23 protein-coding genes and 1 other RNA gene are annotated in these 25,932 nt (G+C 65.7%); 11 read left to right on the top strand and 13 right to left on the bottom strand.

Going from position 1 to position 25,932, the window contains the following annotated elements:
* The first annotated feature begins 144 nt into the window (after positions 1-144).
* The 3 genes from ssrA to map all read left to right on the top strand — a co-directional run bounded on the left by ssrA (position 145) and on the right by map (position 2,401).
* Positions 145-501: a transfer-messenger RNA gene (gene ssrA / locus BM031_RS18960) on the top strand.
* 920 nt (positions 502-1,421) lie between these two features.
* Positions 1,422-1,631: a ParD-like family protein gene (locus BM031_RS18955; RefSeq protein ID WP_091876121.1), complete on the top strand. Its 210-nt coding sequence runs from the start codon at positions 1,422-1,424 to the stop codon at positions 1,629-1,631.
* A gap of 2 nt (positions 1,632-1,633) precedes the next feature.
* On the top strand, positions 1,634-2,401 hold the full coding sequence (gene map, locus BM031_RS18950; protein WP_091876120.1) for a type I methionyl aminopeptidase: 768 nt from the start codon (positions 1,634-1,636) through the stop codon (positions 2,399-2,401).
* Between the two features lie 16 nt (positions 2,402-2,417).
* Here the strand turns inward: map and BM031_RS18945 are convergent, their stop codons facing one another.
* The 3 genes from BM031_RS18945 to tssF form a co-directional block, all read right to left on the bottom strand.
* Positions 2,418-3,023: a type 1 glutamine amidotransferase domain-containing protein gene (locus tag BM031_RS18945; RefSeq protein ID WP_091876119.1), complete on the bottom strand. Its 606-nt coding sequence runs from the start codon at positions 3,021-3,023 to the stop codon at positions 2,418-2,420.
* A gap of 81 nt (positions 3,024-3,104) precedes the next feature.
* Positions 3,105-4,064, bottom strand: a complete 960-nt coding sequence (tssG, locus tag BM031_RS18940) for a type VI secretion system baseplate subunit TssG (RefSeq protein ID WP_229409036.1) — start codon at positions 4,062-4,064, stop codon at positions 3,105-3,107.
* Positions 4,061-5,896 carry a type VI secretion system baseplate subunit TssF gene (gene tssF, locus BM031_RS18935; RefSeq protein ID WP_091876117.1) on the bottom strand — a complete coding sequence of 612 codons (1,836 nt, stop codon included), beginning with the start codon at positions 5,894-5,896 and terminating at the stop codon, positions 4,061-4,063. The genes tssG and tssF overlap by 4 nt, the downstream gene beginning before the upstream one ends.
* Positions 5,897-6,140: 244 nt before the next feature.
* Here tssF and BM031_RS18930 point away from each other — a divergent pair, with 244 nt between their 5' ends.
* Together BM031_RS18930 and BM031_RS18925 are read left to right on the top strand one after the other, a co-directional pair.
* A complete protein-coding gene (locus BM031_RS18930; protein ID WP_091876116.1) occupies positions 6,141-7,538 on the top strand; it encodes an MATE family efflux transporter in 1,398 nt (465 codons plus the stop codon).
* Positions 7,539-7,610: 72 nt separating this feature from the next.
* On the top strand, positions 7,611-9,842 hold the full coding sequence (locus BM031_RS18925) for a S9 family peptidase (RefSeq protein ID WP_091876115.1): 2,232 nt from the start codon (positions 7,611-7,613) through the stop codon (positions 9,840-9,842).
* A gap of 254 nt (positions 9,843-10,096) precedes the next feature.
* Here BM031_RS18925 and BM031_RS18920 read toward each other — a convergent pair whose 3' ends face one another.
* Positions 10,097-10,315 (bottom strand): CsbD family protein, encoded by a 219-nt coding sequence (locus tag BM031_RS18920; protein WP_091876114.1) that lies wholly within the window; start codon positions 10,313-10,315, stop codon positions 10,097-10,099.
* A 182-nt stretch (positions 10,316-10,497) separates the two neighbouring features.
* Here BM031_RS18920 and BM031_RS18915 point away from each other — a divergent pair, with 182 nt between their 5' ends.
* Positions 10,498-11,586 (top strand): AI-2E family transporter, encoded by a 1,089-nt coding sequence (locus tag BM031_RS18915; protein ID WP_091876154.1) that lies wholly within the window; start codon positions 10,498-10,500, stop codon positions 11,584-11,586.
* A gap of 91 nt (positions 11,587-11,677) precedes the next feature.
* Positions 11,678-12,643: a 3'-5' exonuclease gene (locus BM031_RS18910; protein ID WP_177207817.1), complete on the top strand. Its 966-nt coding sequence runs from the start codon at positions 11,678-11,680 to the stop codon at positions 12,641-12,643.
* A gap of 43 nt (positions 12,644-12,686) precedes the next feature.
* Here BM031_RS18910 and BM031_RS18905 read toward each other — a convergent pair whose 3' ends face one another.
* The 4 genes from BM031_RS18905 to BM031_RS18890 all read right to left on the bottom strand — a co-directional run bounded on the left by BM031_RS18905 (position 12,687) and on the right by BM031_RS18890 (position 18,501).
* A complete protein-coding gene (locus BM031_RS18905) occupies positions 12,687-12,863 on the bottom strand; it encodes a CsbD family protein (RefSeq protein ID WP_091876112.1) in 177 nt (58 codons plus the stop codon).
* A gap of 70 nt (positions 12,864-12,933) precedes the next feature.
* Positions 12,934-13,551 (bottom strand): class I SAM-dependent methyltransferase, encoded by a 618-nt coding sequence (locus tag BM031_RS18900; protein WP_091876111.1) that lies wholly within the window; start codon positions 13,549-13,551, stop codon positions 12,934-12,936.
* 227 nt (positions 13,552-13,778) lie between these two features.
* On the bottom strand, positions 13,779-15,833 hold the full coding sequence (locus BM031_RS18895) for a M13 family metallopeptidase (protein ID WP_091876110.1): 2,055 nt from the start codon (positions 15,831-15,833) through the stop codon (positions 13,779-13,781).
* A 34-nt stretch (positions 15,834-15,867) separates the two neighbouring features.
* A complete protein-coding gene (locus BM031_RS18890) occupies positions 15,868-18,501 on the bottom strand; it encodes a M1 family metallopeptidase (RefSeq protein WP_177207816.1) in 2,634 nt (877 codons plus the stop codon).
* Between the two features lie 326 nt (positions 18,502-18,827).
* Here BM031_RS18890 and BM031_RS18885 point away from each other — a divergent pair, with 326 nt between their 5' ends.
* A complete protein-coding gene (locus BM031_RS18885; protein ID WP_091876108.1) occupies positions 18,828-19,109 on the top strand; it encodes a flagellar protein FliT in 282 nt (93 codons plus the stop codon).
* A 69-nt stretch (positions 19,110-19,178) separates the two neighbouring features.
* Here the strand turns inward: BM031_RS18885 and BM031_RS18880 are convergent, their stop codons facing one another.
* Together BM031_RS18880 and BM031_RS18875 are read right to left on the bottom strand one after the other, a co-directional pair.
* A complete protein-coding gene (locus tag BM031_RS18880; RefSeq protein WP_229409034.1) occupies positions 19,179-20,132 on the bottom strand; it encodes an HDOD domain-containing protein in 954 nt (317 codons plus the stop codon).
* Positions 20,133-20,524: 392 nt separating this feature from the next.
* Positions 20,525-21,523, bottom strand: a complete 999-nt coding sequence (locus tag BM031_RS18875) for a type IV pilus assembly protein FimV (RefSeq protein WP_502501243.1) — start codon at positions 21,521-21,523, stop codon at positions 20,525-20,527.
* An 88-nt stretch (positions 21,524-21,611) separates the two neighbouring features.
* On the opposite strand from BM031_RS18875, the gene fumC reads away from it, so the two are divergent.
* The 3 genes from fumC to BM031_RS18860 all read left to right on the top strand — a co-directional run bounded on the left by fumC (position 21,612) and on the right by BM031_RS18860 (position 23,644).
* Positions 21,612-23,009, top strand: coding sequence for a class II fumarate hydratase (fumC, locus tag BM031_RS18870; protein ID WP_091876105.1), 1,398 nt, complete (start codon positions 21,612-21,614; stop codon positions 23,007-23,009).
* A 20-nt stretch (positions 23,010-23,029) separates the two neighbouring features.
* A complete protein-coding gene (locus tag BM031_RS18865) occupies positions 23,030-23,242 on the top strand; it encodes an RNA-binding S4 domain-containing protein (protein WP_091876104.1) in 213 nt (70 codons plus the stop codon).
* A 114-nt stretch (positions 23,243-23,356) separates the two neighbouring features.
* Positions 23,357-23,644 (top strand): DUF883 family protein, encoded by a 288-nt coding sequence (locus BM031_RS18860; RefSeq protein WP_091876103.1) that lies wholly within the window; start codon positions 23,357-23,359, stop codon positions 23,642-23,644.
* A 6-nt stretch (positions 23,645-23,650) separates the two neighbouring features.
* Here the strand turns inward: BM031_RS18860 and bufB are convergent, their stop codons facing one another.
* The 3 genes from bufB to BM031_RS18845 all read right to left on the bottom strand — a co-directional run bounded on the left by bufB (position 23,651) and on the right by BM031_RS18845 (position 25,928).
* On the bottom strand, positions 23,651-25,288 hold the full coding sequence (gene bufB, locus BM031_RS18855) for an MNIO family bufferin maturase (RefSeq protein ID WP_091876102.1): 1,638 nt from the start codon (positions 25,286-25,288) through the stop codon (positions 23,651-23,653).
* Between the two features lie 4 nt (positions 25,289-25,292).
* Complete coding sequence (locus BM031_RS18850; RefSeq protein ID WP_091876101.1) at positions 25,293-25,592, bottom strand: BufA1 family periplasmic bufferin-type metallophore; 300 nt, start codon at positions 25,590-25,592, stop codon at positions 25,293-25,295.
* Between the two features lie 138 nt (positions 25,593-25,730).
* Positions 25,731-25,928 carry a YjfB family protein gene (locus BM031_RS18845; protein ID WP_091876100.1) on the bottom strand — a complete coding sequence of 66 codons (198 nt, stop codon included), beginning with the start codon at positions 25,926-25,928 and terminating at the stop codon, positions 25,731-25,733.
* Between the last annotated feature and the right edge of the window lie 4 nt (positions 25,929-25,932).

Raw genomic sequence — 25,932 nt, 5'->3', positions numbered from 1 at the left:
GAAGCCGGGTTGCAGAGACTGTAACGGGCCATCATATTGTAGTTTCGTCATCCTGTGAGCATAAATCCGGACGACTTGACACCGGGCGCAAACTGCGCTGCGCCGCCTGCACGCGGCAGCGAATTGGAGTACAATAAAACCGCTGGGGGCGACCTGGTTTCGACGTGGGTTGCAAAGCAGCGCAGGGCATACCGAGGACTGGTTACCTCGTAAATACATCCAGAAACACATAACTGCAAACGATAACTCGTACGCACTCGCAGCTTAATTGCTGCTAGCTCTACAACACCTCGCCCCTGGGGTGGCCGCAAGGCAGTAGAGTCATTTACAGGGGCTCGCAGTAGGCCGGGTTACTTGGTCGACTGTTAAATAATAGGTAACTCGCTTGGTCAAAGGGTGCACATCCCCGTTGGCTTGGTTAAATTAATTGATAGTGCTAAGTATGTAGAACTGTCTGTAGAGTGCTTGCGGACGAGGGTTCGATTCCCTCCGCCTCCACCAGTATTCAAAAACAAAGCCCTCCAGGCGCAAGCCTGGAGGGCTTTGTTTTTGAATACTGTGTTGGGCTCCGGGAATCGTGTCCTCGTCCGGTACGGACGAGGGGCGGAGCCGGGGTTTCGCGCCGCACCGCGGCGCGCCGGCGTAGCGGCCTTGCGCTTGCAAGCGCAAGGCCTCTCCGATTCGCCCATTCAAGCAAGCGCGCAGCGCTTGTGCTTGCCTCTGCGGACCCGGACGCCAGGCGCAAGCCTAGAGGGCTTTGTTTTTGAATACTGTGTTGGGCTCCGGGAATCGTGTCCTCGTCCGGTACGGACGAGGGGCGGAGCCGGGGTTTCGCGCCGCACCGCGGCGCGCCGGCGTAGCGGCCTTGCGCTTGCAAGCGCAAGGCCTCTCCGATTCGCCCATTCAAGCAAGCGCGCAGCGCTTGTGCTTGCCTCTGCGGACCCGGACGCCAGGCGCAAGCTTGGAGGGCTTTGTTTTTGAATACTGTGTTGGGCTCCGGGAATCGTGTCCTCGTCCGGTACGGACGAGGGGCGGAGCCGGGGTTTCGCGCTGCACCGCGGCGCGCCGGCGTAGCGGCCTTGCGCTTGCAAGCGCAAGGCCTCTCCGATTCACCCATTCAAGCAAGCGCGCAGCGCTTGTGCATGCAAGTCACCCAGGCAGCGTAGAACGCAGCATTCGTGGAAAATCCGGAGTTCCTTGTCGCCTTTGAGCAAACGCCTTGGTATCAGTTCACCGCTGCATCGCGTTGCTCACGGAGTATCGGTCCGTCGACCCAGGGGTCGCCTCGGATCCCGTGAAAATGTAAGCACGCTTTGTACCCCTGTTCCATGTCAAGTAACGGCCGTGCCCAGCAAGGAGCACTTGCCTCGCCATCGCGCCACAATATATACTTCATATACGTAACATATACGGAGTATAAAATGGGCATTGTAAACATCGAAGACGACCTCCACGACCAGCTGCGCAAGGCAAGCACGGTCTCCTACCGCTCGATCAACGGCCAGGCCGCGTTCTGGATCAAGATCGGCCTGCTGTGCGAACTCAATCCAAAGCTCAGCTACAGCGAGCTCATCGCACAAGAACTGCGGGAGGCCGGAGTCGAAGCCAAGGCACTTCGGACGGCAGCCTAGCCATGACCAAGCGCCCCGAAGAAATCGTCCTCATGGCCGAGGCCGGCAAGCTGCTGGCCGACGTATTCGGCCACCTGGATAAACAGCCCCTCATCGGCATGTCGACCATGGCGGTCAACAACCTGGTCGACCGCTTCATCGTCGACGCGCTCGAGGCACGCCCGGCCAGCAAGGGGCAATACGGCTACGCCTACGCCCTGAACTCTTCGCGCAACAGCGTGGTATGCCACGGCGTTCCGTCCGATGCCGAACTGCTGCAAGACGGCGACATCGTCAACTTCGATATCACGCTGGAAAAGAACGGCTACATCGCCGACTCCAGCAAGACCTATCTGGTTGGCGCAGTGTCGACCGAGGCCAAGCGGCTGGTGCAAGTCACCTACGAAGCCATGTGGAAAGGCATCAAGGCCGTGCGCCCGGGTGCGAGGCTGGGCGACGTCGGCCACGCGATCGAACGGCATGCGCGCAAGAATGGCTACTCGGTCGTCAGGGAATACTGCGGCCACGGCATTGGCCGTGAAATGCACGAGCCGCCGCAAGTGCTCCACTGGGGCAAGCCGCAAACCGGCCTGATGCTGCGCGAAGGCATGGTGTTTACGATCGAACCGATGCTCAACCAGGGCCGCAACGCGGTCGAGACCCAGGACGATGGCTGGACCGTCGTCACCTGCGACGGCAAGCTTTCCGCCCAGTTCGAGCACACGGTGGCCGTGACCCGGCACGGCGTGCGCGTACTGACCCTGCGTCCTGACGAAAAAATGCCGGCCTGAGCCGGCGCGCCATCTGTCAGGACGTCGGCCCCGGATCCGCCCCCGCCTGCTGCATCACCTGCAACTCCTTCAGCAGCGCGTCATTGAACGCGGGGATATCGTCCGGCGTGCGGCTCGTGATCAGCTTGCCGTCGACCACCACCTCGTCGTCGGTCCATTCCGCCCCCGCATCGACCAGGTCGTCCTTGATCGCCGGGTAGCTGGTGAGATGTTTCGATTCCGCGATGCCGGCGTCGATCAGCGGCCATGGCCCGTGGCAGATCGCGGCGATCGGCTTGTCGGCCTCGTCGAATTTCCTGATGAAAGCGATGGCTTCCGGGATCTGGCGCAGGCGCTTGGGATTCTCCTCGCCGCCCGGCAGCAGCAACGCGTCGAAATCGGCCTCGTTCGCCTGCGACAGGCTCAGTTCGACCTTGAACCTGTCCCCGGGCTGGTCGTGGTTCATGCCCTGCACTTCCTCCCCTGCCCCCTTGGGCGACACCAGCGTCACCTGCACCCCGTTCTGTTCGAGAAAACGGCGCGGCGCGGTGTACTCGACCTGTTCGACGCCATCGGTCATCAGGACGGCCACGCGCTTCCCGCGCACGTCGTCTTCGCTCAGCAGATCATCTTGGTTGCCCATACGCCCTCCATCCGGATTGTTCGGTTGTCGGGATCGATTGTAGGTCGCCCACGGCGCGGGCGTCGCGCGGATCGCCTTGTCTCAGGCCAGCAGGTAGCAGACGTCGTCGCGGTCGCGCCGGTCGGCGCGGGTGCACAGGAAGCCGTCCAGCCCGAGCCGCATGCTGCCGTCCAGGCAGGCGCCGTCGACTTCGTCGCCGCGCAGCACGACCTGCAGCTCGCGGTGGGGCAGTTCGATAGAGAAACGGTCGAGCAGCGCAGCCAGGGCGCGCGCGCCGCTGGCTCCCGGCAGGAAGCGCTCGAACACGGCCAGCGACAGCGGCCCCACGCGGATGCGGATGCCCAGTTCCGGCCGCAGCAGGCGCGCACCGAGCGTGGCGCCCAGGCCAATATCGCAATTGTTCTCGCCAAGCCGGCTGCGGTCGCGCAAACCCAGCGCGTCCCAGCGACCGGCGAACTGCTGCACGCTGACGGGCACCTGCAGGTACTCGGCCAGCACGCCCTCGACCAGCCCGGCCGATACCACCCGGCTGCGCAGTTGCGCTGCGAAATAGGCCAGGCTCTCGAAGGACAGGCCGGCGTCGAGCTGGCCCTGGCCCGCCACCCCGCCGATCGCGGCCAGCTGGGCCAGGAAGCGGTCGCGGTTGTGCTCGTCCGGGCCGCCGCGCACGCGGTACTTGCGCCAGGCGCGGTAAAACAAGGCCACCTGGCGGCTCGAAAAAGCATCGTAGAAGGCGCGCGGGCCGGTGTCGCGGGTGGCGTGTTCCCACTCGGCGACGCGTTCGGTGTAATGGTGGGGCAGCGCGCCGTTCACGCCCAGCAGGCCCATGACGGCGGTGCGCACGCGCAGGCGCAGGCCCTCGCCCGCCGGGTCCAGTGCCAGGGCCTCGATCTCGCCCGCGGGGAACGCCAGCGACAGGCTGTTCTCGAAGCGGATCGCCATCTCCGGCCGCGCGCCATGGCGGCGCAGCCAGCGCGACAGCAGGCGGATCGCCTGGAACAGCTCGTAGCGCCAGGGTTCCTTCAGCAGCTGGTCGATCACACCAGCGTCAGCTTGCCGTTGCGTGGCTCGCATCGCAGGAGCTCCCGGTCGGTCTGGGCCGAGCGCAGGCTCAGGCGCGTGAAACTGTTGATGTGCACGTAGAGGCCGAAGAAGCGGTTCACGACCTCGGCGAACACATACAGGCTGGTGCCGGCGAAGGCTTCTTCATCCACCGTCATGCGCACCTCGGTGCCATGCACCAGCGTGGCGCCGATCGCGTTGCGCATCCAGGCCGTGGACGGCAGCGCCTGCATCGCGGTGATGCCGGCGATCTGGCGCTGGGTCGCGGCCGAGCGCGACACGTCGTACAGGGTCAGCACTTCGCGGAAGGCGTCGAGGTCGCCCAGCGAGCGGTGGTTGAGCGCCAGTTGCGCCACCAGGCGCCAGTGGGTCCCGCCGGACGAGGGGAAGCGGTGCGGCAGGGTGGGCTTTCTCAGCAGGTGCACCGGCAGTCCGTTGGTGGCGGTCTCGCTCACCAGGTCGCCGCCTGGCGCGCCGAAGCCGCAGCTGGCCGCGTGCGCGCCATTGGTGCAGGTCAGGTCGATCGAGGCCACGCACTGCTCGTCCGCGCTCAGCGAGAAGCCGGCATCGGTGAAGCCGATCTTCATGCGGTGGCGGTGCACGCCGCGGTCGTCGCGGCGCGCGAACCAGTAGCGCTCGCGCAGCTCGGCCCCTTCGCCGTGGCGCAGGCCGTAATACGGCCGGTAGGCGACCGACTGCACCCTGCCCTCCGCCGTGCGCAGCACGTTGACGCTGTCGATGCTGTACACCTCCACGTCGTCTTCGTGGCGACCCGGGGCGACGTCGTACATCGCGGTGCGGTGCGTGATGCGCACCGGCATCGCGGCCTGGTGGAACAGGTTGACCACCGGCGCGCAGCCCGGCACCAGGTGCCCGGCATGCAGGGTGCCGAGCAGGCGCGCCGCGCCGCTGTCGCCATGCAGGCCGCCGACGATCAGGTGCAGCGTAAAGCGGTGGGCGGCGGCGGGCAGCATGGGCGCGAGCTTGCCCAGGTCGATGTCGATGAAGTGGAACTTTTCCGGGAAGGCAAAGTATTCGCTCAGCAGCCGATAGGCGCCGTGCTCGCTGGGCCGCAGCGGCACCAGCGCGTCGTCGTCGGCGAAGCCGCCCAGCGCGATCGGCATGCGTTCCACCTGGCGCCACGGGCCACCGTCGCCGATCTCCAGGTAGCTGGCGCCGACCTGCATGAAGAGGGTGTCGAGCAGGCTTGCGGCCAGCAGCGGATCGGCGTCGACATACAGGCGCAGGCGCGGCATGCCGAGCTGGCGCAGCAGCCGCGCCGGCGCCGCGCTCTCGATGGTGATCGCGATCTGGCCGCTGGCCCGGGCCGGCAGCCGCACATGCGCCGGCGCATGCACCACCGGCTCGTAGCGGGCGCGCAGCACGCCTACCGGCGCCAGCAGCAAGGGGCTGGTGGTGCGGAAGCGGCAGGCCGTGCCCTTGCCGTGCAGCGCGCTCATCTCGGCGCCGCGCGGCACCGACTGCACCTGCTCGAGCTTGGCTGGGGCCGGCTGCCCGGGTCCGGCGCCGACGCGCGCGATCGAGCAGGATGGGATCCCTTGCAGGAAGTACGGATAGAGGCTGCCCAGCAGGGCCTCGGTGAACTCAGGGTAGTCGTCGTCGAGCTTGCGCGCAGTGCGGGCGTTGAGCAGCGCGCAGGCCTGGACCAGGCGGCGGATGTGCGGGTCTTCGGTGCCGTCGGCGCTGATGCCCAGCTCGCTCGCCAGGCGCGGGTACTGGTTGGCCAGCTCGCGGCCGACCGTGTTCAGGTAAACCAGTTCACGCTCGTAGTACGGTAACAGCTCTTCCATGGTGGGTCCTCGTAGGGTGGGCGGCGCTGCCGGCCACGCGTTCAACGAACATGGCCAAACCACGCAGCGTGTCGTCCCGCGTGGTTTGAACGCGCGGGCGGCGAAGCCGCCCACCCTACAAGTTCAGCCAGTTTTGCGTATGGGACCTTGTGGCGGCGCAAGAACGGATGAGCTCGGCAGCAATGATCCGAACTTGTCGTTTAGTCAGTAGAATGGAGGGCTTTCCCGCATCGCCCGCCGCTCCATGACCACTGCCACCGCTCCTTCCCCCGTCCGCACCGAGATCTCGACCCTGTGGCGCCTGTCCTGGCCGATGCTGGTGGGCCAGCTGGCCACCGTGGGCATGGGCGTGGCCGACGTCGCCATGACCGGCCACGTCAGCGCCGAGGAGCTGGCCGCGGTGTCGCTGGGCACCTCGGTGTGGTCGATCGTGCTGGTCACCGTGATGGGCACCATGATGGCGATCAACACCGTGGTGGCCCACGAGATCGGCGCGGCGCGCTACGACCAGATCCCGCACTCGGTGCGCCAGTCGCTGTGGAAGGGCTTGCTCGTCGGCCTGCTGGCCTGCCTGTTCGCCAACCTGTGCACGCTGCTGTTCGACCATGTCGGGCTGGAGCAGCACGTGGCCGACCGCGCGTCGCTGTTCCTGCACGTGATCAGCGTCGGCATGCCGGCCTTCGCCTGCTACCGCGCGCTGTACGGCTACACGACCAGTATCAACCAGACCATGCCGATCATGTGGATCGCCATCTTCGGCCTGGTCTTCAATATTCTTTCGAACTGGCTGCTGGTGTATGGCAACTGGGGCTTTCCGGCGCTGGGCGCGGTCGGCTGCGCGGTATCGACCGCGGTGGGCATGTGGCTGATGCTCGGCGCCATGGTGTGGTGGGTCAAGGTGTCGCCGGCCTACCGCCTGACTTACCCGTTCACCGGCTGGGAAGGTCCGGACTGGAAGGAAATCGGCCACATGCTGCGGCTCGGGGTGCCGATCGGCATTACCTACTTTGCGGAAGTGAGCGCCTTCGGCCTGATCAGCCTGCTGGTGGCGCGCTTCGGCGTGGTGGCCGTGTCCGCGCACCAGGTCGCGCTCAATTTTTCCTCGCTGGTGTTCATGGTGCCGCTCAGTTTTTCCATCGGCATGATGACCCGCGTCGGCCAGGCCATGGGCGAAGGCAGCCCCGAGCGCGCCCGCTTCGTCGGCTGGGTGGGCGTGGGCATGTCGGTGGCTTTCGGCGCGCTGTCGGCGCTGTTCATCGCCATCTTCCGCTGGGAGATCGCGACCGCCTACACCTCCGACCCCGCGGTGCAGGCCGCCTGCGCCCACCTGCTGCTGTTCGCGGCCCTGTTCCAGCTGTCCGACGCCACGCAAGTGGCCACCGCCTCGGCCATCCGCGGCTACCAGGTGACGCGCGCGCCGATGATCATCCAGCTGCTGGCCTTCTGGGGCGTGTCGCTGCCGCTGGGCTGCATCCTGGGGCTGGCGCCGCAGTGGTTCCCGTGGGTGCCGAGCGCGCCGATGGAAACCACCGGCTTCTGGATCGGCCTGGTGGTAGCGCTGACGGTGGCGGCCGTGCTGCTGACCTGGTCGTTCGAAAAGCTGGCGCGCCAGCGTATCCGCGATGCCAAATCAGCCGTGTAATTACAGCTTTTCGAGAGGGACTCTGGTATCGTTCCGCAGTTGTAGAAAATTAACTTACACCAGAGACATTTCATGCGCCCTCTCCTGCTCCTCTCGACCGCCCTCGCGGTCGCCCTCGCGGCCGCTCCCGCATTGGCCGAACGCCTGACGCTGGACCGTATCTACGGCGATCCAGCGCTGGCCGGCGCCAGCGTCAAGAACCTGCGCGTGTCGCCCGACGGCGAGCGCGTCACCTTCCTGCGCGGCCGTGCCGACAACCAGTACCAGCTGGACCTGTGGGAATACAACATGAAGACCAAGACCACCCAGCGTCTGGTCGATTCGAAGAGCCTGGTGCCGAACGAGGAACTGTCGCTGGAAGAGAAGGCGCGCCGCGAACGTGCCCGTACCGCCGGCCTGTCGGGCATCCTCACCTATAACTGGTCGCCGGACGGCAAGCAGCTCCTGGTGCCGATCGGTGGCGACCTGTACCTGGTCAATGCCGCCAAGCCGGACGCGCCGCGCAAGGTCGCGTCGGGCAATGTGATCGACCCGAAGATTTCGCCCAAGGGCCGCTACGTGTCCTTCGTGCGCAACCAGAACCTGGTGGTGATCGACCTCCAGACCGGCGCCGAGCGCCAGCTGACCACCGACGGCAAGGGCACCATCCACAACGGCGAAGCCGAATTCGTCGCGCAGGAAGAAATGGACCAGCACACCGGCTACTACTGGGCGCCGGACGATTCCGCGATCGCCTACCGCCGCTACGACGAAGCCCCGGTGCCGGTGGTGCGCCGCTTCGAGATCTTCGCCGACCGTACCGAAGTGATCGACCAGCACTACCCGGCCGCGGGCGACCCGAACGTGCTGATCGAGCTGATGGTCGTCAACCCGGCCACTGGCCAGCAGCGCAAGGTCGACCTGGGCCCTGAAAAAGACATCTACCTGGTGCGCGCCGACTTCAGCGCCGACGCCAAGACCCTCGTGTACCAGCGCCAGACCCGCGACCAGAAGCGCCTGGACCTGGTGGCAGTCGATGTCGACACCCTGGCCCAGCGCCCGCTGCTGTCGGAAACCTCGAAGACCTGGGTCAGCATCCACAACGACCTGCGCTTCCTGAAGAACAAGAAGGCCTTCATCTGGGCCTCGGAGCGCGACGGCCGCAACCACCTCTACCTGGTTGGCCTGGACGGCAAGCTGATGCATCCGCTGTCGAAAGGCGACTGGGGCGTGGACAATATCCTGGCGGTCGATGAAGCCGGTGGAAAGGTCTATATCTCGTCGAACAAGGATGCGGTCATCGACAAGCAGACCTATGCGCTGAACCTGGACGGCAGCAACGCCGCCAAGCCGGTGCGCATCACCAGCGGCGACGGCTGGCACGACGCCTCGTTCGCAGGCAATGGCAAGATCTTCGTCGACACCTACTCGAACCCGACCACCCCACCGCAAGTGTCGATCCGCCGCGCCGACGGCAGCATGGTGGAATGGCTGGAGAAGAACGAGCTGAACGCGAACCATCCTTACGGCAAGTACATTGCCGATCACCTGCCGACCGAGTTCGGCACGATCAAGGCCAAGGATGGCCAGACTCTCCACTATTCGATGATCAAGCCGGCCAACTTCGACGCTACCAAGCGCTATCCGGTGTTCCTGTTCACCTACGGCGGCCCGCACTCGCAGCGCGTGACCCGCAACTGGGGCAGCTACTTCAACCAGTACATGGCGCAGCAGGGCTTCGTGGTGTTCACCCTGGACAACCGTGGCTCGAGCCGCCGCGAGCGCGTCTTCACCGATGCCCTCTACAACAACCTGGGCAAGGTCGAAGTCGAAGACCAGCTGACCGGCATCGACTGGCTGGCCAAGCAGAGCTTCGTCGATGCCAAGCGCGTCGGCGTGTTCGGCTGGAGCTACGGCGGCTACATGACGCTGCGCCTGCTGTCGGCAGCCTCAAGCAAGATCGCGATGGGAGTGTCGGTGGCGCCGGTGACCGACTGGGCGCTGTACGACACCCACTACACCGAGCAGTTCGTGGGCGGTACGCCGAAGTCGGATCCGGAAGCCTACAAGCGCAGTGGCGTGTTCGCGCACCTGGATGGCATGAAGTCGCCACTGCTGCTGGTGCATGGCATGGCGGACGACAACGTGCTGTTCACCAACACTACGCGCCTGATCGACGAGCTGGTCAAGCGTAACGTGCAGTTCGAACTGATGACCTATCCAGGGGCCAAGCACGGGATTTCGGGCAAGGTCAACCAGCGGCACGTGTATGGGATGATTGAAGGCTTCTTCAAGAAGAATTTGGGCGGGACGCAGCCGAAGTGATTGATTGGGTTTGTTAGTGGAAACAGCCGCGTTTGCGGCTGTTTTCTTTTGTAGGGGCTGTTCGGGGAAAATTGGGTCCCGGCCTGCGCCGGGACGACGGTCTCTAGACTAACGATAGAATTGATGCGGCTCGATCAGTACCACTACACTTGAGACCGTCGTTCCGGCGAAGGCCGGAACCTAATTTCGCAACACACCCCCTAAACAACAACAGCCGCCCTCAGGCGGCTGTCCCTCATCACAAAACCGCAGTCTTACGGACGGCGAGTCGTGGTGGTCGTGGTGGTGGTGGTGCCATCGGTGGCATCATCCAGCGCTTCGCGCACATCACCCAGTTTCTTCTGGGTCTTGCCCTCAACCTGTTTTGCCAGGCCTTTTGCTTCTTGCTCTGGGCTGTCGATCGCATCGCCGAACTCTTCCTGAATCTTGCCGCCGATGTCTTTCAGTTTGCCTTCGACTTGGTCCTTGTTCATGGTCTTCTCCTTAAGAAAACATGTCCGGATGGCCATGCATGAAGCTCAGAATAAACGAAGCTTCGGCCGCTTTCTGTACGTCCCCGCACATAGCACGGCAGCTCGCTGGCGCGCGACATTTTGCTTGCGTGAATGCTAATCTTTTGTCAACGCGGCACTTGCCGTTCAACGGGGACACCACCATGACCGAACAACACCAAGAACAAGCGGCCGACCCGCCACACACCCAGCGCCGTGTCGCCAAGCGCACGACGATGATCAGCGGGATCGCCATCCTGTTCCTGTTCCTGGCCGCCGCCATCGTGCTGGCGGCCGACGCGCTGCTGCTGGTCTTCGCCTGCATCCTGTGCGCCATCCTGCTGTACAAACTGAGCGAGATCCTGGCGCGGCGCCTGCACGTCAAGCGCAAGGTGGCGCTGGTGGCCGTGGTGCTGGCGCTGGCCGCCATCATCGGCTTTGGCGGCTGGGGCATGGCGCCGCAGATTTCCGAGCAGTCCAGCAAGCTGGCAAAGGAAATCCCCGCCGCCGTCGAGCGCCTGCAGGGCGAGGTCAAGCAGCACCCGATCCTCAAGCGCATCGCGGCCGAACTGCCGCCGCCCGAGCAGATCGTCAAGCAGATGGGCAACATGGTGCCGAACGCCGGCCTGTTCTTCGGGGGCGTGATCGGGGCGCTGGGCAACGTGGTCATCATCCTGTTCGTCGGCATCTACTTCGCCGCCACGCCCCAGCTGTATACGAACGGCGTGATCCGCCTGGTGCCGCAGGACCATCGGCCACGGGCCCGCGAAGTCCAGAAGGAACTCGGCCAGACCTTGTCCAGCTGGCTGCTCGGCAAGGCGGCCTCGATGCTGATCGTCGGCGTCGTCACCTCGGTGGGCCTGGGCATGCTGGGCGTGCCGCTGGCGCTCATCTTGGGCATCATCGCCGGGCTGCTCGACTTCATCCCCTACCTTGGCCCGATCATGGCCGGCATCCCGGCGGTGCTGCTGGCGCTGTCGATCAGCCAGGACCTGGCGCTGTACACGATCCTGCTGTTCGTCGGCATCCAGCTGGTGGAAGGCTATGTGCTGCAGCCGCTGATCGAAGCCAAGGCGGTGGACCTGCCGCCGGCGCTGGTGATCGTGATGCAGCTGGTCTTCGGCACCCTGTTCGGCTTTGCCGGCGTAGCGCTGGCGACGCCGCTGGCGGCCGGCCTCGCGGTGCTGGTGAAGATGTTGTATATCGAAGACGTGCTGGGCGACCGCTCGGACAAGGTGGGAAAACCGGGCTGAGTCGGCGACAATTGGTGAACCTTTGTCCAGGTATCGGCAGTATGATGCCTGGGCATATGTACGTTCTATAAAGCCAATGATGCCGACCGCCATGCAGAACCCCCACTACCCGACCTCCGGCGACCCGATCGTCTTCTTTGACGTCGAGACTTCCGGCCTGTGCGCCAGGAAGGATTCGATCATCGAGCTCGCCGCGGTCAAGTTCATCCCGGGCGCCGATACGCATCCGCACATCCAGCACCTGATCGCGACCGAGCGCCCGCTGTCGCCATTCATCACGAAGCTCACCGGCATCAACGACGACATGCTGATGACGCAGGGGCGCCCGATGCAGGACGTGCTGGACGAGTTCATCGACTTCATCGAAGACCACCCGCTGGTCGCGTTCAACATCAATGCCGATGCGCGTTTCCTGAACGCCGTCGTCGAGCGCCACGGCCGCCCGCCCCTGCGCAACATCGGGCACTGCGCGCTGGCGCGCGCCCGGCTGGCGTGGCCCGAGCTCGGCAGCCACAAGCTCGTCAAGCTGGCCAAACACCTCGAGCTCGAGGTCGGCACGGCGCATCGCGCGCTGGACCACACCCGCCTTGCGCTGGAGGTCTATTTCCGCGCCCTGCAGGTCGAGGGCGTGCGCGAGCCTGCCCGTGCGGCGGACCGCTCCATCGCCGCCGGCGCGCCGTCCATCATCCCGGTCATTACCGGCCCGCGCCAGTTCAGGATCGAAGTGCTGGGCACACGCCGCTACCAGGACATCTTCGAAGCGGTGTGCGGACCGCGCACCGGGAAGGGCGCGGCGCTCGACATCCCTGTCCAGCTGCGGATCGAAACGGGCTCGAACGCCGTCAAGGTGATGCTGCAGGAAGAGGTGGTCGGCAACCTGGCGCCGCGCGTGGCGATCGACTTCCGGCGCGCGCTGGTCGAACGCGACCTTGCCGGGTTCAGGCATTTCGAATGCGCGGCCACGATCCGTGGTGGACGGATCAGCAAGGTCCCGGCCGAGGGCGACTATGTGATGTGGCTCGACCTGCCTCAGGACGACGATGAAGGCCCACGATGAAAAAGCCGCGCACTGCGCGGCTTTTTTCCAGGCGAGGACAAACTTACCTGTTGCCCTTCAAGACATCCTTCACGTCGCCTGCTTTTTCCTGCACCTTGCCTTCGACCTGCTTGGACACGCCTTCGCGCTGGGTCTGGCGGTTACCGGTGGCTTCGCCTACTTTCTCCTGGATCTTGCCGCCGATATCCTTGGCCTTGCCTTTGACTTGGTCCTCGTTCATGTGGCACCTCATCGTGCTGTGGTTCGGATGCCCACGATAGGTCTAAACGTGTCCTGGCTCTGTTCGTCATTTAACATAGTGGCTTGCGCCAGACGCTGGCCAGCCAGGGCTGCTGTTCGCGCGGCAGGCCCGGTGGACGATAGTAATGGTGCAGGGGAATGAAACCGGCATCGGTCAGGTAGCGCTCCCAGGCCGGGTAGTCGTGGTAGCTGCCGTAGCGCGGGCCGTTCCAGCCTTCGCGGTTGTCGCCGCGCGGGTTGGAACTGAACAGGACGCCGCCGGGCTTGAGCGTGTTGAAAAGCTTGCGCAAGACCTGCGGCAGCTCGGCGCTGGGGACGTGGAACAGCGAGGCATTGGCGAAGATGCCGTCGAACATGTCTGGCGGCAAGTCGAGGTGGAGGAAATCCTGATGCCAGGTGTCGCAGCCGCTGTAGGCATGCGCCATCTCGGCGAAGCGGGCACTGCCGTCAAGGCCGATGGCTTTGTGGCCGAGTTCGGTGAAGGTTTTCAGGTCGCGTCCGGGGCCGCAGCCGAGGTCGAGGATGGTGTACGGCGCAGGTGCTTCGATGGCGCCGAGCAGCGCGTCGATGTTCTGGCTGACGTCGTGGTCGATGGTGCCGGCGAAGAAGGACTCGGCGTTGTGGTCGTAGTGGGCCAGGGTGCGGCGGGAGATGTCGTCGGGGGTCATGGGGGCATTATCGGGCTAAACGCGGCGCGATGGCACGCACGCGCCGCTAGTCCGCAACACCAGCACGTCGCACCGGCGCAGGCCGGTGCCTAATTTTGTGTGCGTCATGGTGAACGCGGGCGTTTCGACGGGGCGAACGAACTTGGGTTCCGGCCTGCGCCGGAACGACGGTCTTTGGATCAGGGCCGGGAATCAGGCTAGTCCATGATCCCGCTCCCAACCCAAAATTACCACACCCTGACCCGCTGCTCCGGCGCCAAATACATCGCCTGCCCCGGCTGCACATCGAAGGCCTTGTACCACGCATCCAGGTTGCGCACGGTAGAGGTGCGGTACTGGCCTGGGGCGTGGCCGTCGGTCAGGACGGTGCGGCGCAGCGAGGCTTCGCGCATCTTGGTGCGCCAGGCATGGGCGAAGCCGGTGAAGAAGGCGCGGTCGGCTTCCACGCCGGTGCCCTTGCCGCTTGGCGAGACCTTGAACGCGTCGTAGGCCGCGGCCAGGCCGGCCAGGTCGGACAGGTTTTCGCTCAGGGTCAGCTGGCCGTTCACGGCCAGGTCGTCGAAGGGTTTATAGGTGTTGTACTGCTCCACCAGCTTGTGCGAGGCCTGCTTGAAGTGGGCCAGGTCTTCCTTGGTCCACCAGTCGCGCAGGCGGCCCTGGGCGTCGAACTGGGCGCCCATGTCGTCGAAGCTGTGGCTGATCTCGTGGCCGATCACCGCGCCGATGGCGCCGTAGTTCTGCGCGTCGGACGCCTTGGCGTCGTAGAACGGCGCCTGCAGGATCGCGGCCGGGAAGTTCAGGGCGTTCTGCAGCGGCAGGTTGACGGCATTGACCAATTGCGGCGGCATCGACCAGTCGGTCTTCTTCGGTTTCTGCTTGAGCTTGGCAAGCTGCTGGCCATAGTGGAATTCCTGGGCGCGCAGCACATTGCCCAGCGCGTCGGTCGACGAGACCTGCAGGCCGCCATAGGTCTTCCATTCATCCGGGTAGCCCACGCCCACGTACATGGTGCGGACCTTTTCCTTGGCCTGGGCGCGGGTCGACGGCGCCATCCAGTCGAGCTTGTCGATGCGGCGCTCGAAGGCGAGCTTGATGTCGGCGACCATCTTCTGGATTCGCGCCTTGTCCGCTGCCGAGAAATGCTTGGCGACGTACATCTTGCCCACGGCTTCATCCATCGCGCCATTGGTGGCGGCCAGCGCGCGCTTCCAGCGGACCGACTGCTGCGGCGAACCGGTCAGGGTCTTGCCGTAGAACTCGAAGCGCAGGTCCACATAGGCCTTCGGCAGCGTGCCGGAGAACTGGTTCAGGGTATGGAAGGCCAGGTAGTCTTTCCAGGTCGCCAGGTCGGTGGCCCGCACCTGTTCGGCCGCGCCCTTGATCGCGCCCGGATGGTAGGCGATGAAACGGTCCTGGCCGCCCAGGCGCGCGCCCTTCATGAAGGCTTTCCAATCCATGCCCGGCGCCTTGGCCGAAAAGTCCTTCATGCTCCAGGTATTGTTGGCCTTGAGGATATCGGACGATTCTTCACGCGAGGCGTGGCTTTCGGCGAGTTCCGATTCGAGCGCGAAGATCCTGGCGGCGCGCGTCTCGGCGTTGTCATAGCCAGCCAGCTTGAGCACGCCGGCGATGTATTGCTGGTACTTGGTGCGCAGCTCGGCCATCTTCGGGCTGTTGTCGAGGTAGTAGGCGCGGTCCGGCAAGCCGATGCCGCCCTGCAGCAGGTAAGGCACGTTGCGCGACGGGTCGGTCAGGCTCTGGTTGAACCACACGCCGAACAAATTCGGGGTATTGAAGTTGGTGGAGTTGAGCGGGTCGACGTCGGCGCGCAGGAATTCGCCCAGCAGCTGCGACAGTTGGGCGCGGTCCTTGACGCCGTCGATCTTCGCCAGGCGCGGCTTGAGCGCTGCCAGCCCGGCCGTTTCGATCGCCGCTTCGTTCATGTAGGCGGTGTAGAAGTCGGCCACCTTGCGTGCTTCGCCGGTCGCGGCCTTGTTGGCGGCGGCTTCCTCGATCAGCTTGACGATGCGGGCGTTGCTTTCTTCAGCCAGCGCGGCCATCGCGCCCCAGGAACCGCGGTCGGCCGGGATCTCGGTCTGCGCCATCCACTGGCCGTTGGCCCAGGCATAGAAATCGTCGCCCGGGAGCATGGTGGCGGCGGCGGGCCTGGCCGGCGTGGCGGCGGCCCCCTGCCCCGCGGCCTGGGCCGGGGCGAAGGCGATGGCGGCGCTGCACAGCGCCAGGGTCACGGCGGTCTTGATCGGAGTCCAGCTGGTGTTCATGGTGTCCCTTCTCTTGTGGTGTTCTGGTAAGAACTTACTGTAAAGCGGCGCGGACCTGCGGTAGCAGGCGTGCCTTCTGGGCGGCGCGGATACGCACGCCATTGCCGACGCGCTCGGCTTCGACAACGCCATCGGGGCCGAAGTTCTTGCGCATATAGTTTTCCATCATGTCGGCATGGACCGGGTTGGCGGACGCGCCGACGATGCTGGCGAACATGGCGTTGCGGCCGAGCGCTTCCATATTGGCCAGCAGCGCCTCGCGGTTGGCGACCGCGAAATTCCAGGTCTGGTCGAGGTGCTCGCTGGCGACGCCGCCCAGGATGTAGGGCGTCAGGTCCGGCGGCGTGGTGGGCGAGAGCAGCATCTGCAAGGTGCGGGCGGCCAGTGCCGGGTCCTGGGCGCTGGTGAGCGCGCGGCCGAAGCGGTTGCGCTCTTCGCTGTTGGGAGCGTTCGCGGCGCGCGCGGCCAGCGCGTCGTAGGTGGCGGCGTCGGCATAGCGGCCGGCGGTGCCGGTGACGAAGTCGATCATCGAGGGCGGCACCGTGGACGGGTCGCTCAGGTAGCGCGCGAAGCGGGCCCGGCCCTCGTCGATGGCGCGGGCGTCGCCGGCACGCGCCAGCGCGGTGGCCAGCATGCCGCGCAGCTGGCTGTCTTCGGCGGTTTCGCCCGGCTTTTCGTCCCAGCCGAGCTGGTCGAACTTCGGGTGCGCGAAATCGATCAGGAAGCGGCGGATCAGGGCCTGCTCCGGCTCGCCGCGCGCCAGCGAATCGAGGGTGCGCAGGTTGCCCAATATCGCATCCCACACCGCCACGCGCGGCTCGTTACCGTAGGTGCGCACCAGGTCCAGGTAGCCGCGCAGGTCCATGCGGCCATTGGAAGCGAAGCTCCAGGTGTCGGCCAGCAGTTTCAGGCGGGTGCTGTCCGGCAGGTGCGGCGCCTGCTCGGCCAGCGCGCGGAAACTGGCCGGATCGTACTGCACGCGGAAGTAGCCCACGCTGTGCGGATCCACCACCAGCGCCCCGTCACAGCTGGCCTGGGTGACCGTGGTGCTGGCTCCCGACAGCAGCGTGTACCAGGCCTTGCCGTTCACGGTGCCGACCTGCAGCGGCACGTTCCACAGGCGCTTGACGCTGGGCGGCTCGTCGAGGCGATATTGTTCCTGCGACAGCGTGACCTTGCGCTTGCCGTCCTCGCACACCTGCTCGACCTTCACCAGGGGGAAACCGGGCTGCGTGGTCCAGTCGGAGGCGAGCTTTTCCACAGGCTTGCCGGACGCCTTTTCCAGCGCCGTCCACAGGTCGTTCGAGGTGGTATTCGAGTACTGGTGTTTTTTCATGTAGGCGCGGATGCCCTTGCGGAAGGGTTCTTCGCCCAGGTAGGCCTCGAGCATGCGCAGGAAGGCCTGGCCCTTCATGTAGGTGATCGCATCGAAGGCGGCGGCAGCCTGCTCTTCGGTGTCGATGCGGGTCTGGATCGGGTGCGTGGTCTTGCGCGCGTCGAGGTTCATCACGTACTCGCGCTCGGCCATGCCTTCCAGGTAGGGACGCCACTCGGGGTGGAAATGGTGGGTCGCCTTGGCCGCCATCCACGAGGCAAAGCCCTCGTTGAGCCACAGGTTGTCCCACCAGGCCATCGTCACCAGGTTGCCGAACCACTGGTGCGCCACTTCGTGGGCGTTGATGTTGAAGGTGAACTTCTTGACCTTCTCGGGACTCTTCTTCGGGTCGTACAGCAGGGTCGGCTCGTTGTAGACCACCGCGCCCCAGTTTTCCATGGCGCCGTTGAAGCCGCCCGGGATCGCGATCTGGTCCAGCTTGGGCAGCGGGTAGGGAATACCGAAATAATTATTAAAGTAGCGCAGCAGGTCGCGCGAGGCGGCCAGCGGGAAGACCGCCGAGCCGAGCTTGCCTTCGGTGGTGACGATGCCGATGTCCACGCCGTCCTGTTTCGCCGCCAGGCGTTCCAGCTCGCCGGCCACCAGCACCACCAGGTAGGACGGCATCTTGGGCGTATTGCCGAAGCTGATGCGCTGCATGCCGCCGGCCAGCTCTTCGCGCTTTTCGATCGGGGTGGTGGAATAGGCCTTGAAGTTGCCCGGCACATCGACGGTCAGCTTGAAACGGGCGCGGAAGGCCGGTTCGTCCCAGGTCGGCAGCATGCGGCGCGCGTCGCTTGGCGCCATGGTGGTCGCAATCAGTTTCTTGTCGACGCCGCCGGCCTTGTAGTTCACGTAGAACAGGCCGCGCCCTTCGCGGTTGATCTGGCCGCGAAACTGCAGCGCCAGCTCGTATTTACCGGGCGCCAGCGGCTGCGCCAGCTGGAAGCGCAAGGTCTGCTGCTCCTTGTCGAGCACCGGCTCGAGCGCGAGCTTGCCGATTCCGCGGCCGGACAGGCTGGCGGCGTCGATCTGCATATTGTCGGCATTGAGCATGATGGTCGAGGTCGGGGACAGGACTTCGATCTCGACCGTTTGCGTGCCGCGGAAGCTGTTGCCGGCCACGTCCGGCATGATATGGGCAGCGTACTGCAGCGGGATCACGTCCTTCGGCAGCTTGCCGGGCGTGGCGGCGAATGAAAACGGCGCTTCGGCCTGCGCCGTGGCGGCCGTCAGCGCGAACGCAAGCGCAGCGGCGGCTCTGGTAGCCCGGGCGACTGGCATCTCTCTCATAAGTCTCTCTCTCGAATCTGTTTTTATTGGTCGCGGCCCTGCGCTCTCCGGCGCAAAAACCCAGCCTGCACTGTAGGCAAGCCGGGAGTCACCTGCGCCGGGATTGCGACAGACTGCAGAAAACGCGGCCAAACTGCTGAATGTGGGGAATGGCGGAAGCATTCTGGACCATGCGCCGTGGATTTAACATGCTTGAGTGACAACACTGGCTCGTCGCGAAAATAATTCGAAAATATTTTCATCAAGCCCTAAAGTTCTCGCCAGCCCATCCGTAAATGGGTAGACACCCGGCAATCCGGCCGGCGTGACCTTGCCTTGGTGCTAACATGACCTCGAACGATGTCCTCTCGATGTACGAAAACCTCGCTGGCCTGACCGGTCAGATGAAGGGCGCCGCAGAGGCGGGCAACTGGACCGGATTCGACAAATTGAACGTGCAGGCCAGCGTGGCCGCAGGCGCCGCGATCGGTGGCGTGCCGGCCCTGGACGGCGCCCAGCGCCAGCGCAAGATCGACCTGCTCAAGCAGCTGATGGCCAACGACCGCGCAATCCGCGACGTGACCGAACCGTGGATGGGGCAGCTCGATCGCGCGATGTGCGCGCACTAAATTCGCTGCAATCGAAACGAAGGCGCCCGAGGGCGCCTTTTTTCATGGGCGGAGGCTTCGCCGGCCGCCCTACTCTTCCAGGTTGGCCAGCTTGCCCAGGCAACGGCGCTGGAAGCTGTTCAAGCCTTCGGTGACCAGCGCGTCTTCTTCCAACAACATCCCGCTGTCGATCAGCAGCCGCAGTTTCGCAATCCGGTCCCCCTGCGCCAGGGCCTGGGCCAGGCTGGAGCCATTCGCCTCGCCAGCCTGCGCAATCGCATCCGCGACATTGTTCGGGAAATCCCAGTGCGTCGCAATTACCGCCGACAGGTGGCGGCTGCGCGCCAGCAGTTCGACCCCGAAGGCGCTGGAGGCCGGCACCCGGCCGTTCTGGCAGACGCGGTCCGCCAGCCGCAAGGCCACGATCAGGCCCACGTCCTGCATCAGCCCGGCCAGGCAGGACTCGAAGATGTCGGCCGTCACGCCCGGCGCCATCAGGCTGGCCGCGACCGCGCATTTCTCGGAGTGGTTCCACACCAGCGGCGCCGCGCGGCGGGCGAACCCGGCCTCGTGCAGCTTGATGATCGGCCGGAAAGCGACCCGGGCCAGCAGCATGCGCAGCCCGTTCTGCCCCAGCAGCATGATCGCGGCGTCCAGCGTCTTGATGGGGGTCATGGGCCGGTAGTAAGCGCTGTTCGCCTCGCGCAGCACTTCGGCGACCAGCACCACGTCTTCGGCCACCTGGCCGGCCAGTTCGTTGGTCGACACGTTTTCGTCGCGCATGCTGCGCAGCAGCCGGGGGATCAGTTCCGGCACCCGCGGCACCAGCTCGGCCGCCACGGCCGGGTTCTGCGTCATGGCGCGGACCTGCTCGAGCACCATGCGCTCGGTGTCTGGCGGGGCGTCGAAGGTGGCCGGCCCGGCCAGCCAGCGGTAGTAGAGGGCGTCGATACCGGGATCGCCGCCGCTCTCCGCCTCTGCACCGGGCTCGGCCTGCACGGCGCCGTCCGCGGGCGTGGCGGCCTGGCTCTCTGTACTGCTCAATAATCGATTGATCCAATTTTTCATCGTACGCCCGGGTCTGTGCTGCTCCCGGATTGTAGCCTGTCCAGCGCCCGGCCGCAGAGCGGAATATGCCCGGCGCATGGACTCATTAACGAGCCCTGGAAAGACAAAAGCGCCCGCAGGCGCTTTTGCAATGTGCCCGAGCGGAAGGCTCGGCCACGGAATGGGGAGAGCGACATCCAGGTATCTCCTGGCGTCGCCTCTTGCCGGTTGCATCCGGCGTTCGCTGCCGCGGTTGGCTGGCGAACTGCTTCCGACACAGGCGTTTCTTCAACGTCACCTGCTTTCCGCGCCACGCTATCGGTGGTGGCTGCGCCAGGTCTCTGTGCCGTTCATGATCTTGCGACCACGAAATGATTATATAGCAAAAATTACAATTGTGTAGACAAGTCGTGCGCGCCCTCGTCCAGGGTCGGTTCGGCCGTCCTTGCCGGCGCGCTCTTGCGTCCCAGCCGCGCTTTCAGGCGCGTGCCGAGACTCACTTTCGGCTCCACGACCCGCTTCGGTGCCTTCCTGCGGCGCAGGAAGAACAGCAGGCCGGCCAGCAGCGCCAGCACGCCGGCTGCGGCGCCGCCAAGCAGGGGCCAGGGCCAGCCCGGCTCCGGCACGGGCACGGGCTTTTTCTTCCTCGGCTGGTGCGTCTTGACCGGCGGCAGCACCGAGGCCGGCGCGGCGCCCATCGCCACCTGCAGCACCTTGACCTTGTCTTCGAGCTGGCCCAGTTGCTCGCGCAGCATCGCGTTCTTCGCGCCCAGCGCCACGCAGGCGCTTTCCTGCTTCGTCACTTGCGGGACGCAGGCCGCGCCGGCGGGAACCGGTTCCGCCTTGGGCGGCGGCGCGGCGACTGCCGGCTTGGGGCGGGCCGCCGGCGCAACCGGCCTGGGCACTGGCTTGGGCTCGGGCGCGGCCTGCTTCACCACGGCGGGCGCAGGCGCAGACGCGGGCGCCGGCACCGGAGCTGCCACGGGAGCCGGCGCCGGCGCCGGATTCGGGTCCGGCGACAGCCACACGGTGGCCAGCCGCACGCTGCGCTGGCCGCCATCGAGCAGTTCCAGGTACAGGTGCAGGTGGGCCGCGTCGACTGGCTTGAGCGAAGTCACATGCAGGAACTGCCGCCCGTCGCGCCGCATCACCGACAGCTTGAGGCTGGAAAGCACCGCCGGCATGCCGATATTGGCAACCTTGTACACATTGGCATCGGCCAGGCGCACCTGGACCGGCGTGGCGGCATCTTCCAGCAGGGTGAGCTCGATGTCGGCCACCAGCGGCTGGCCGAGCCAGGAGCTCACCCGCGGTTCACCGAGTTCGGCCGCCTGGGCCGCGCCGGCAAGCAGCGCGCAAGACACTAACAGTGGAAGGCGGCAAGCCATATAGGAAGGAACGAAAATGAGGCTCAAGCGTAATTAACGGACAATCGGCTAAACTCTTTAATCAACGCTCCCATTCGACAGGACAGCCATGGAAAACAGGATTGAAAAAGACAGTTTCGGCCCGATCGAGGTCGCGGCCGAGCGCCTCTGGGGCGCCCAGACCCAGCGTTCGCTCCACCACTTCCATATCTCGAGCGAGCGCATGGCGCCGGAACTGGTCGCGGCCCTGGCCCAGGTCAAGCGCGCCGCCGCCGCCGTCAACCGCTCGCTCGGAAAGCTGCCCGCCGACAAGGCCGACGCCATCATCCGCGCCGCCGACGAGGTGCTGGACGGCCGCCACCCCGACGAATTCCCGCTCGCGGTCTGGCAAACCGGTTCCGGCACCCAGAGCAACATGAACATGAACGAGGTGCTGGCCAACCGCGGTTCCGAGCTGCTCGGGGGCGAGCGCGGCGAACAGCGCCTGATCCACCCCAACGACCACGTCAACATGGGCCAGTCGTCCAATGACATCTTCCCCACCGCCATGCACGTGGCAGCGGCAGTGGCGGTGGCCAAGGATGTGCTGCCCGCGCTGATGCAGCTGCGTTCCACCCTGCTGCGCAAGTCGCGCGACTTCGAGGACATCGTCAAGATCGGCCGCACCCACCTGCAGGACGCCACGCCGCTCACGCTGGGGCAGGAGTTTTCCGGCTACGTGGCCCAGCTGGAATTTGCGGAAAGCGCGATCCGCTCTACCCTGCCCGGCCTGCTGGCGCTGGCCGCCGGCGGCACGGCGGTGGGCACCGGCCTGAACGCGCACCCCGATTTCGCGCCGCGCATCGCGGCCGAACTGGGTTCACGCGCGGGGCTGGCCTTCAAGACCGCGCCCAACAAGTTCATGGCGCTGGCTGGCCACGACGCCCTGGTGTCCAGCCACGGCGCCCTCAAGACCCTGGCCACGGCCCTCATGAAGATCGCCAACGACGTGCGCTGGATGGCGTCCGGCCCGCGTTCCGGGCTGGGCGAAATCACCATTCCCGAGAACGAACCGGGCAGCTCGATCATGCCGGGCAAGGTCAACCCGACCCAGTGCGAGGCGCTCACCATGCTGTGCTGCCAGGTATTCGGCAACGACGTGGCGATCACCGTGGGCGGCTCGCAGGGCAACTTCGAGCTCAATGTGTTCAAGCCCATGATCGCGCACAACTTCCTGCAAAGCGCGCGCCTGCTGGCCGACGGCATGCGTTCCTTCGACACCCACTGCGCCCAAGGCATCGAGCCGAACCATGCGCGCATCGCCGAGCTGATGGAAAAATCGCTGATGCTGGTGACCGCGCTGGCGCCGCACATCGGGTATGATCGCGCCGCGCAGATTGCCAAGACGGCGTCGCACGAGGGCCTGACCCTGCGCCAGGCCGCGCTCCAGTCCGGTTTCGTCGACGCCCAGCAGTTCGACCAGTGGATCGTCCCGATCGACATGACCCGGCCCGACCCGGTCGACTGACACCCCTGAATGAGGATAGCATGCAAAAAATAGTGTTCGATTTGACATCGGAATTTATCGAGGTCAACCAGCTCCTGAAGCTGGTCGGCCTGGTCGACAGCGGCGGCGCCGGCAAGAACCTGGTCGCCAGCGGCGTGGTGTCGGTCGACGGCAAGAAAGAGCTGCGCAAGACCGCGAAAATCCGTACCGGCCAGCTGGTTACGCTGGGCGACGTGGAGATCCGGGTGCAATAAACGCGCGAAAAAACGGCGGGCTTATGTTTGCGCGCTAACAAACAGAACGGTGCTTCCTTGTTTATATTTTAAGTCGTCAGGTAACGACCAATATCAACGGCCAAAGGTGAAGCGATGGAAACCCCGAACCGCTGCGCGCAATCGCAGGAACAGCTGATCGGAGACCTGCGTCTCGTGATCGAGAATGCGGAAGAGCTGCTCAAGAACACCGATCACTACAGCAGCTTGCTGTACCAGAACGCGCGCGCCAAGCTGTCGCTGGCGCTGGAAGCGGCCAACGAAGAGCTGGCGCGCTTCGAAGACGCCCAGCTCGAGCGCATGATGGCCGCCACCCGCGCCGCCAGCGAGCGCTGCTGTGACCGCACCGGGGAACAGCGCATCCTGCGCGCCTTCCTGCACTGATCGTCTCTAGCGGCCGGCGTTTGGCGCCAGCGCGGCCACCAGGCCGAGCCTGAACCAGCGCTGCAGCATGGCGCCGACATCCGGCGCCGCGTCGACCGCCAGCGCGGCGTCGAGCGCCTCGCCAAAAGTCGCGCCAGCCGCCAGCCTGGCCAAGGCCGCCGCGTCCGGCGCGCTGAGCTCCACCACCTCCACCTGCCAGCCGCGCCGCACCACCAGGGCCGTGCATGGCGTGTCCACGCTCGCGGGCAGCGCCGGTGCGCCCGGCTGGTGCGCCTGCCACAGGGCCACGCTCGCCCACGGACTGGCCAGCATGGCTACTGATGAATGCAGGGTGAAGCGGGCCGCGTCGAGTGCCGCCGGGTTGACGCCGGCCAGCGCATCGAGTCCGAGCGGCGCGCTATCGGGCGCCAGGTGGGCGCGGTGGACCGCCCATTCGAGGCGCGCCACGTCCGCCAGGTAGGGAAAGGGCGCGGCCGGCCCGAAGCGCTCAAGGAATCCGGCGAAGCGCTCGCCGAAGCTGGCCAGGTCCGGGTCTTGCGAGGGGAAGGCCTTGCCATAGGCGCGCGCCAGGCCCGCGAAGAAATCCTCGCCCACGAGCTGGCGCACGACCGGACAGGCCTCGCCCAGCGCGCGCTCCCAGCCGCTGACCAGGTTGCCACGGTAGAGCGCCAGCCGCTCTAGCCCGCCTTCGGCGAGCAAAGGCTGCAGGGCCGCGTCGCGGCTGCGGTCGAACAGCGCGTCGCCGAACCGCTGCTGGACGGCGGCCAGGCCATCCTCATGCGCTGCGGGCCCGCCCGCAACCTGGCGCAGCGGCGCGGCGCCGGGCGCCGGCCGGTATTCCAGGGCGATGGCCGTGGCCTTGGCGGCTTCGGCCAGCAGAGCGTCGAGCGGCGGCAGCGCGGTATCCCATTCGACCAGCGCCGGCACGCGGCCGAAGCGCTGGAGGGCGGCACGGTACAGCGCCCACACCGGTTCGGCCACGGCCGCGCCGTGGTGGTCGACCAGCGCCAGCGGCGTCTGCAGGTGGCCGGCCAGGTGGATCTCGCCCACGCTTCCGACCGGCAGTGCGGCGATGGCGGCCAGCGCGTCTTCGCCGTGGTTGTGCTGGTTGACATACAGGTTGTTCACGTCGAGCAGGATGCCGCAGCCGCTGCGGCGCGCCAGTTCGGCCAGGAACTCGGCCTCGCCCATGGTGTCGGCGCGAAAGCGCACGTAGCTCGAGACATTCTCTACCAGCAAGCGGCGCCCCAGCAGCGATTGCACCCGGTCGACCCGCTCGCACAGCAGGGCCAGCATGGCCTGGTCGAGCGTCACGGGCAGCAGGTCATTGAGCTGGCGATCGGCCAACGCGCTCCAGCTCAGGTGTTCGGAGACGAGGAAGGGATCGACCGCATCGACCAGGTCGCGCACCCGCGCGAGGTGGGCATCGGAAAACCCGCGCGCCGAACCGAGGCCCAGGCCCACGCCATGCAGGCTGAGCGGATAGTCGCACCGCAGGCTGGCGAGGACGTGCCAGTCCCAGCCGGCGCGGGCGAGGTAGTTTTCACTATGGACTTCGAGGAAGCCGACCGCCGGGCGCTGTGCCAGGAAAGCGCGGTAGTGCGGGGCGCGCAGCCCCACGCCGGCGGCGAGGGCCGCGTGCATGGGATTATTTCTTGGTGTCGGCGTCGGCCGGCGTAGTCTTGGCGACGGCCTTGCCGGCTTCCAGCGAACCGCCGAGCTTGGTGCAAGTGCCCTTGGCGACGAACTTCCACTCGTTCGGGTCGTTGTCGACCTTGGCCGCGGCGGAGCAGCCGTGGGTCGCCGTGCCACAGTCGTTCTGGCCGGCCTTGGCAACGCCGTAGCAGGCTTCCTGGTCCGCCTTCGGCGCCCCCATCTGGTCCTGGGCGGCGGCGTTGGCGCATACGGTGGCAAGGGCGGCGGCGATCAGGGCGTGGCGGTGGGTCATGCGGGTGCTCCGGGGCTGGTGTGGAAGGCACCAGTATTTATCAGGTGCGGAGGAAATGCAAGGTGGGGGGGGAGCGTATCACATGGGTTCCCGCGCAGGCGGGAACCCTATTTTGCAAGAACCGTCGAAACGCCGGCCTTACGCCGTCGTATTGATCTTGTTTCCCAAATGCGCCGGCAAATTCGACGGCTGTACCGCCGGCAGCGCGTCGAGCAGCTGGGTGGCGGTGGAAGCCTGGAGTTGCTGGGCTTTTTTCAACACCGCGAGCCCCACTTCCTGGCGGTTGCCGGTTTCGGCGATGCTGGTTGACAGCTTGGCAATGCTTGACACATCCATGTCA

It is taken from the genome of Massilia yuzhufengensis (genome assembly GCF_900112225.1).
GTDB lineage: Bacteria > Pseudomonadota > Gammaproteobacteria > Burkholderiales > Burkholderiaceae_D > Telluria > Telluria yuzhufengensis.
The sequence above is the reverse complement of the archived record's forward strand: the minus strand, read 5'-3'. Positions and strand labels throughout refer to the sequence as shown.

Coding starts and splice junctions, on each gene's coding strand:
- BM031_RS18900 (WP_091876111.1), bottom strand. CDS start 13,551: ATGACCCCCGACGACATCTCCCGCCGCACCCTGGCCCACTACGACCAC.
- BM031_RS18875 (WP_502501243.1), bottom strand. CDS start 21,523: ATGGCTTGCCGCCTTCCACTGTTAGTGTCTTGCGCGCTGCTTGCCGGC.
- BM031_RS18955 (WP_091876121.1), top strand. CDS start 1,422: ATGGGCATTGTAAACATCGAAGACGACCTCCACGACCAGCTGCGCAAG.
- BM031_RS18890 (WP_177207816.1), bottom strand. CDS start 18,501: ATGAGAGAGATGCCAGTCGCCCGGGCTACCAGAGCCGCCGCTGCGCTT.
- BM031_RS18930 (WP_091876116.1), top strand. CDS start 6,141: ATGACCACTGCCACCGCTCCTTCCCCCGTCCGCACCGAGATCTCGACC.
- BM031_RS18885 (WP_091876108.1), top strand. CDS start 18,828: ATGACCTCGAACGATGTCCTCTCGATGTACGAAAACCTCGCTGGCCTG.
- bufB (WP_091876102.1), bottom strand. CDS start 25,288: ATGCACGCGGCCCTCGCCGCCGGCGTGGGGCTGCGCGCCCCGCACTAC.
- BM031_RS18850 (WP_091876101.1), bottom strand. CDS start 25,592: ATGACCCACCGCCACGCCCTGATCGCCGCCGCCCTTGCCACCGTATGC.
- BM031_RS18865 (WP_091876104.1), top strand. CDS start 23,030: ATGCAAAAAATAGTGTTCGATTTGACATCGGAATTTATCGAGGTCAAC.
- BM031_RS18905 (WP_091876112.1), bottom strand. CDS start 12,863: ATGAACGAGGACCAAGTCAAAGGCAAGGCCAAGGATATCGGCGGCAAG.
- BM031_RS18910 (WP_177207817.1), top strand. CDS start 11,678: ATGCAGAACCCCCACTACCCGACCTCCGGCGACCCGATCGTCTTCTTT.
- BM031_RS18895 (WP_091876110.1), bottom strand. CDS start 15,833: ATGAACACCAGCTGGACTCCGATCAAGACCGCCGTGACCCTGGCGCTG.
- tssF (WP_091876117.1), bottom strand. CDS start 5,896: ATGGAAGAGCTGTTACCGTACTACGAGCGTGAACTGGTTTACCTGAAC.
- BM031_RS18945 (WP_091876119.1), bottom strand. CDS start 3,023: ATGGGCAACCAAGATGATCTGCTGAGCGAAGACGACGTGCGCGGGAAG.
- BM031_RS18920 (WP_091876114.1), bottom strand. CDS start 10,315: ATGAACAAGGACCAAGTCGAAGGCAAACTGAAAGACATCGGCGGCAAG.
- fumC (WP_091876105.1), top strand. CDS start 21,612: ATGGAAAACAGGATTGAAAAAGACAGTTTCGGCCCGATCGAGGTCGCG.
- BM031_RS18915 (WP_091876154.1), top strand. CDS start 10,498: ATGACCGAACAACACCAAGAACAAGCGGCCGACCCGCCACACACCCAG.
- BM031_RS18860 (WP_091876103.1), top strand. CDS start 23,357: ATGGAAACCCCGAACCGCTGCGCGCAATCGCAGGAACAGCTGATCGGA.
- BM031_RS18925 (WP_091876115.1), top strand. CDS start 7,611: ATGCGCCCTCTCCTGCTCCTCTCGACCGCCCTCGCGGTCGCCCTCGCG.
- map (WP_091876120.1), top strand. CDS start 1,634: ATGACCAAGCGCCCCGAAGAAATCGTCCTCATGGCCGAGGCCGGCAAG.
- BM031_RS18845 (WP_091876100.1), bottom strand. CDS start 25,928: ATGGATGTGTCAAGCATTGCCAAGCTGTCAACCAGCATCGCCGAAACC.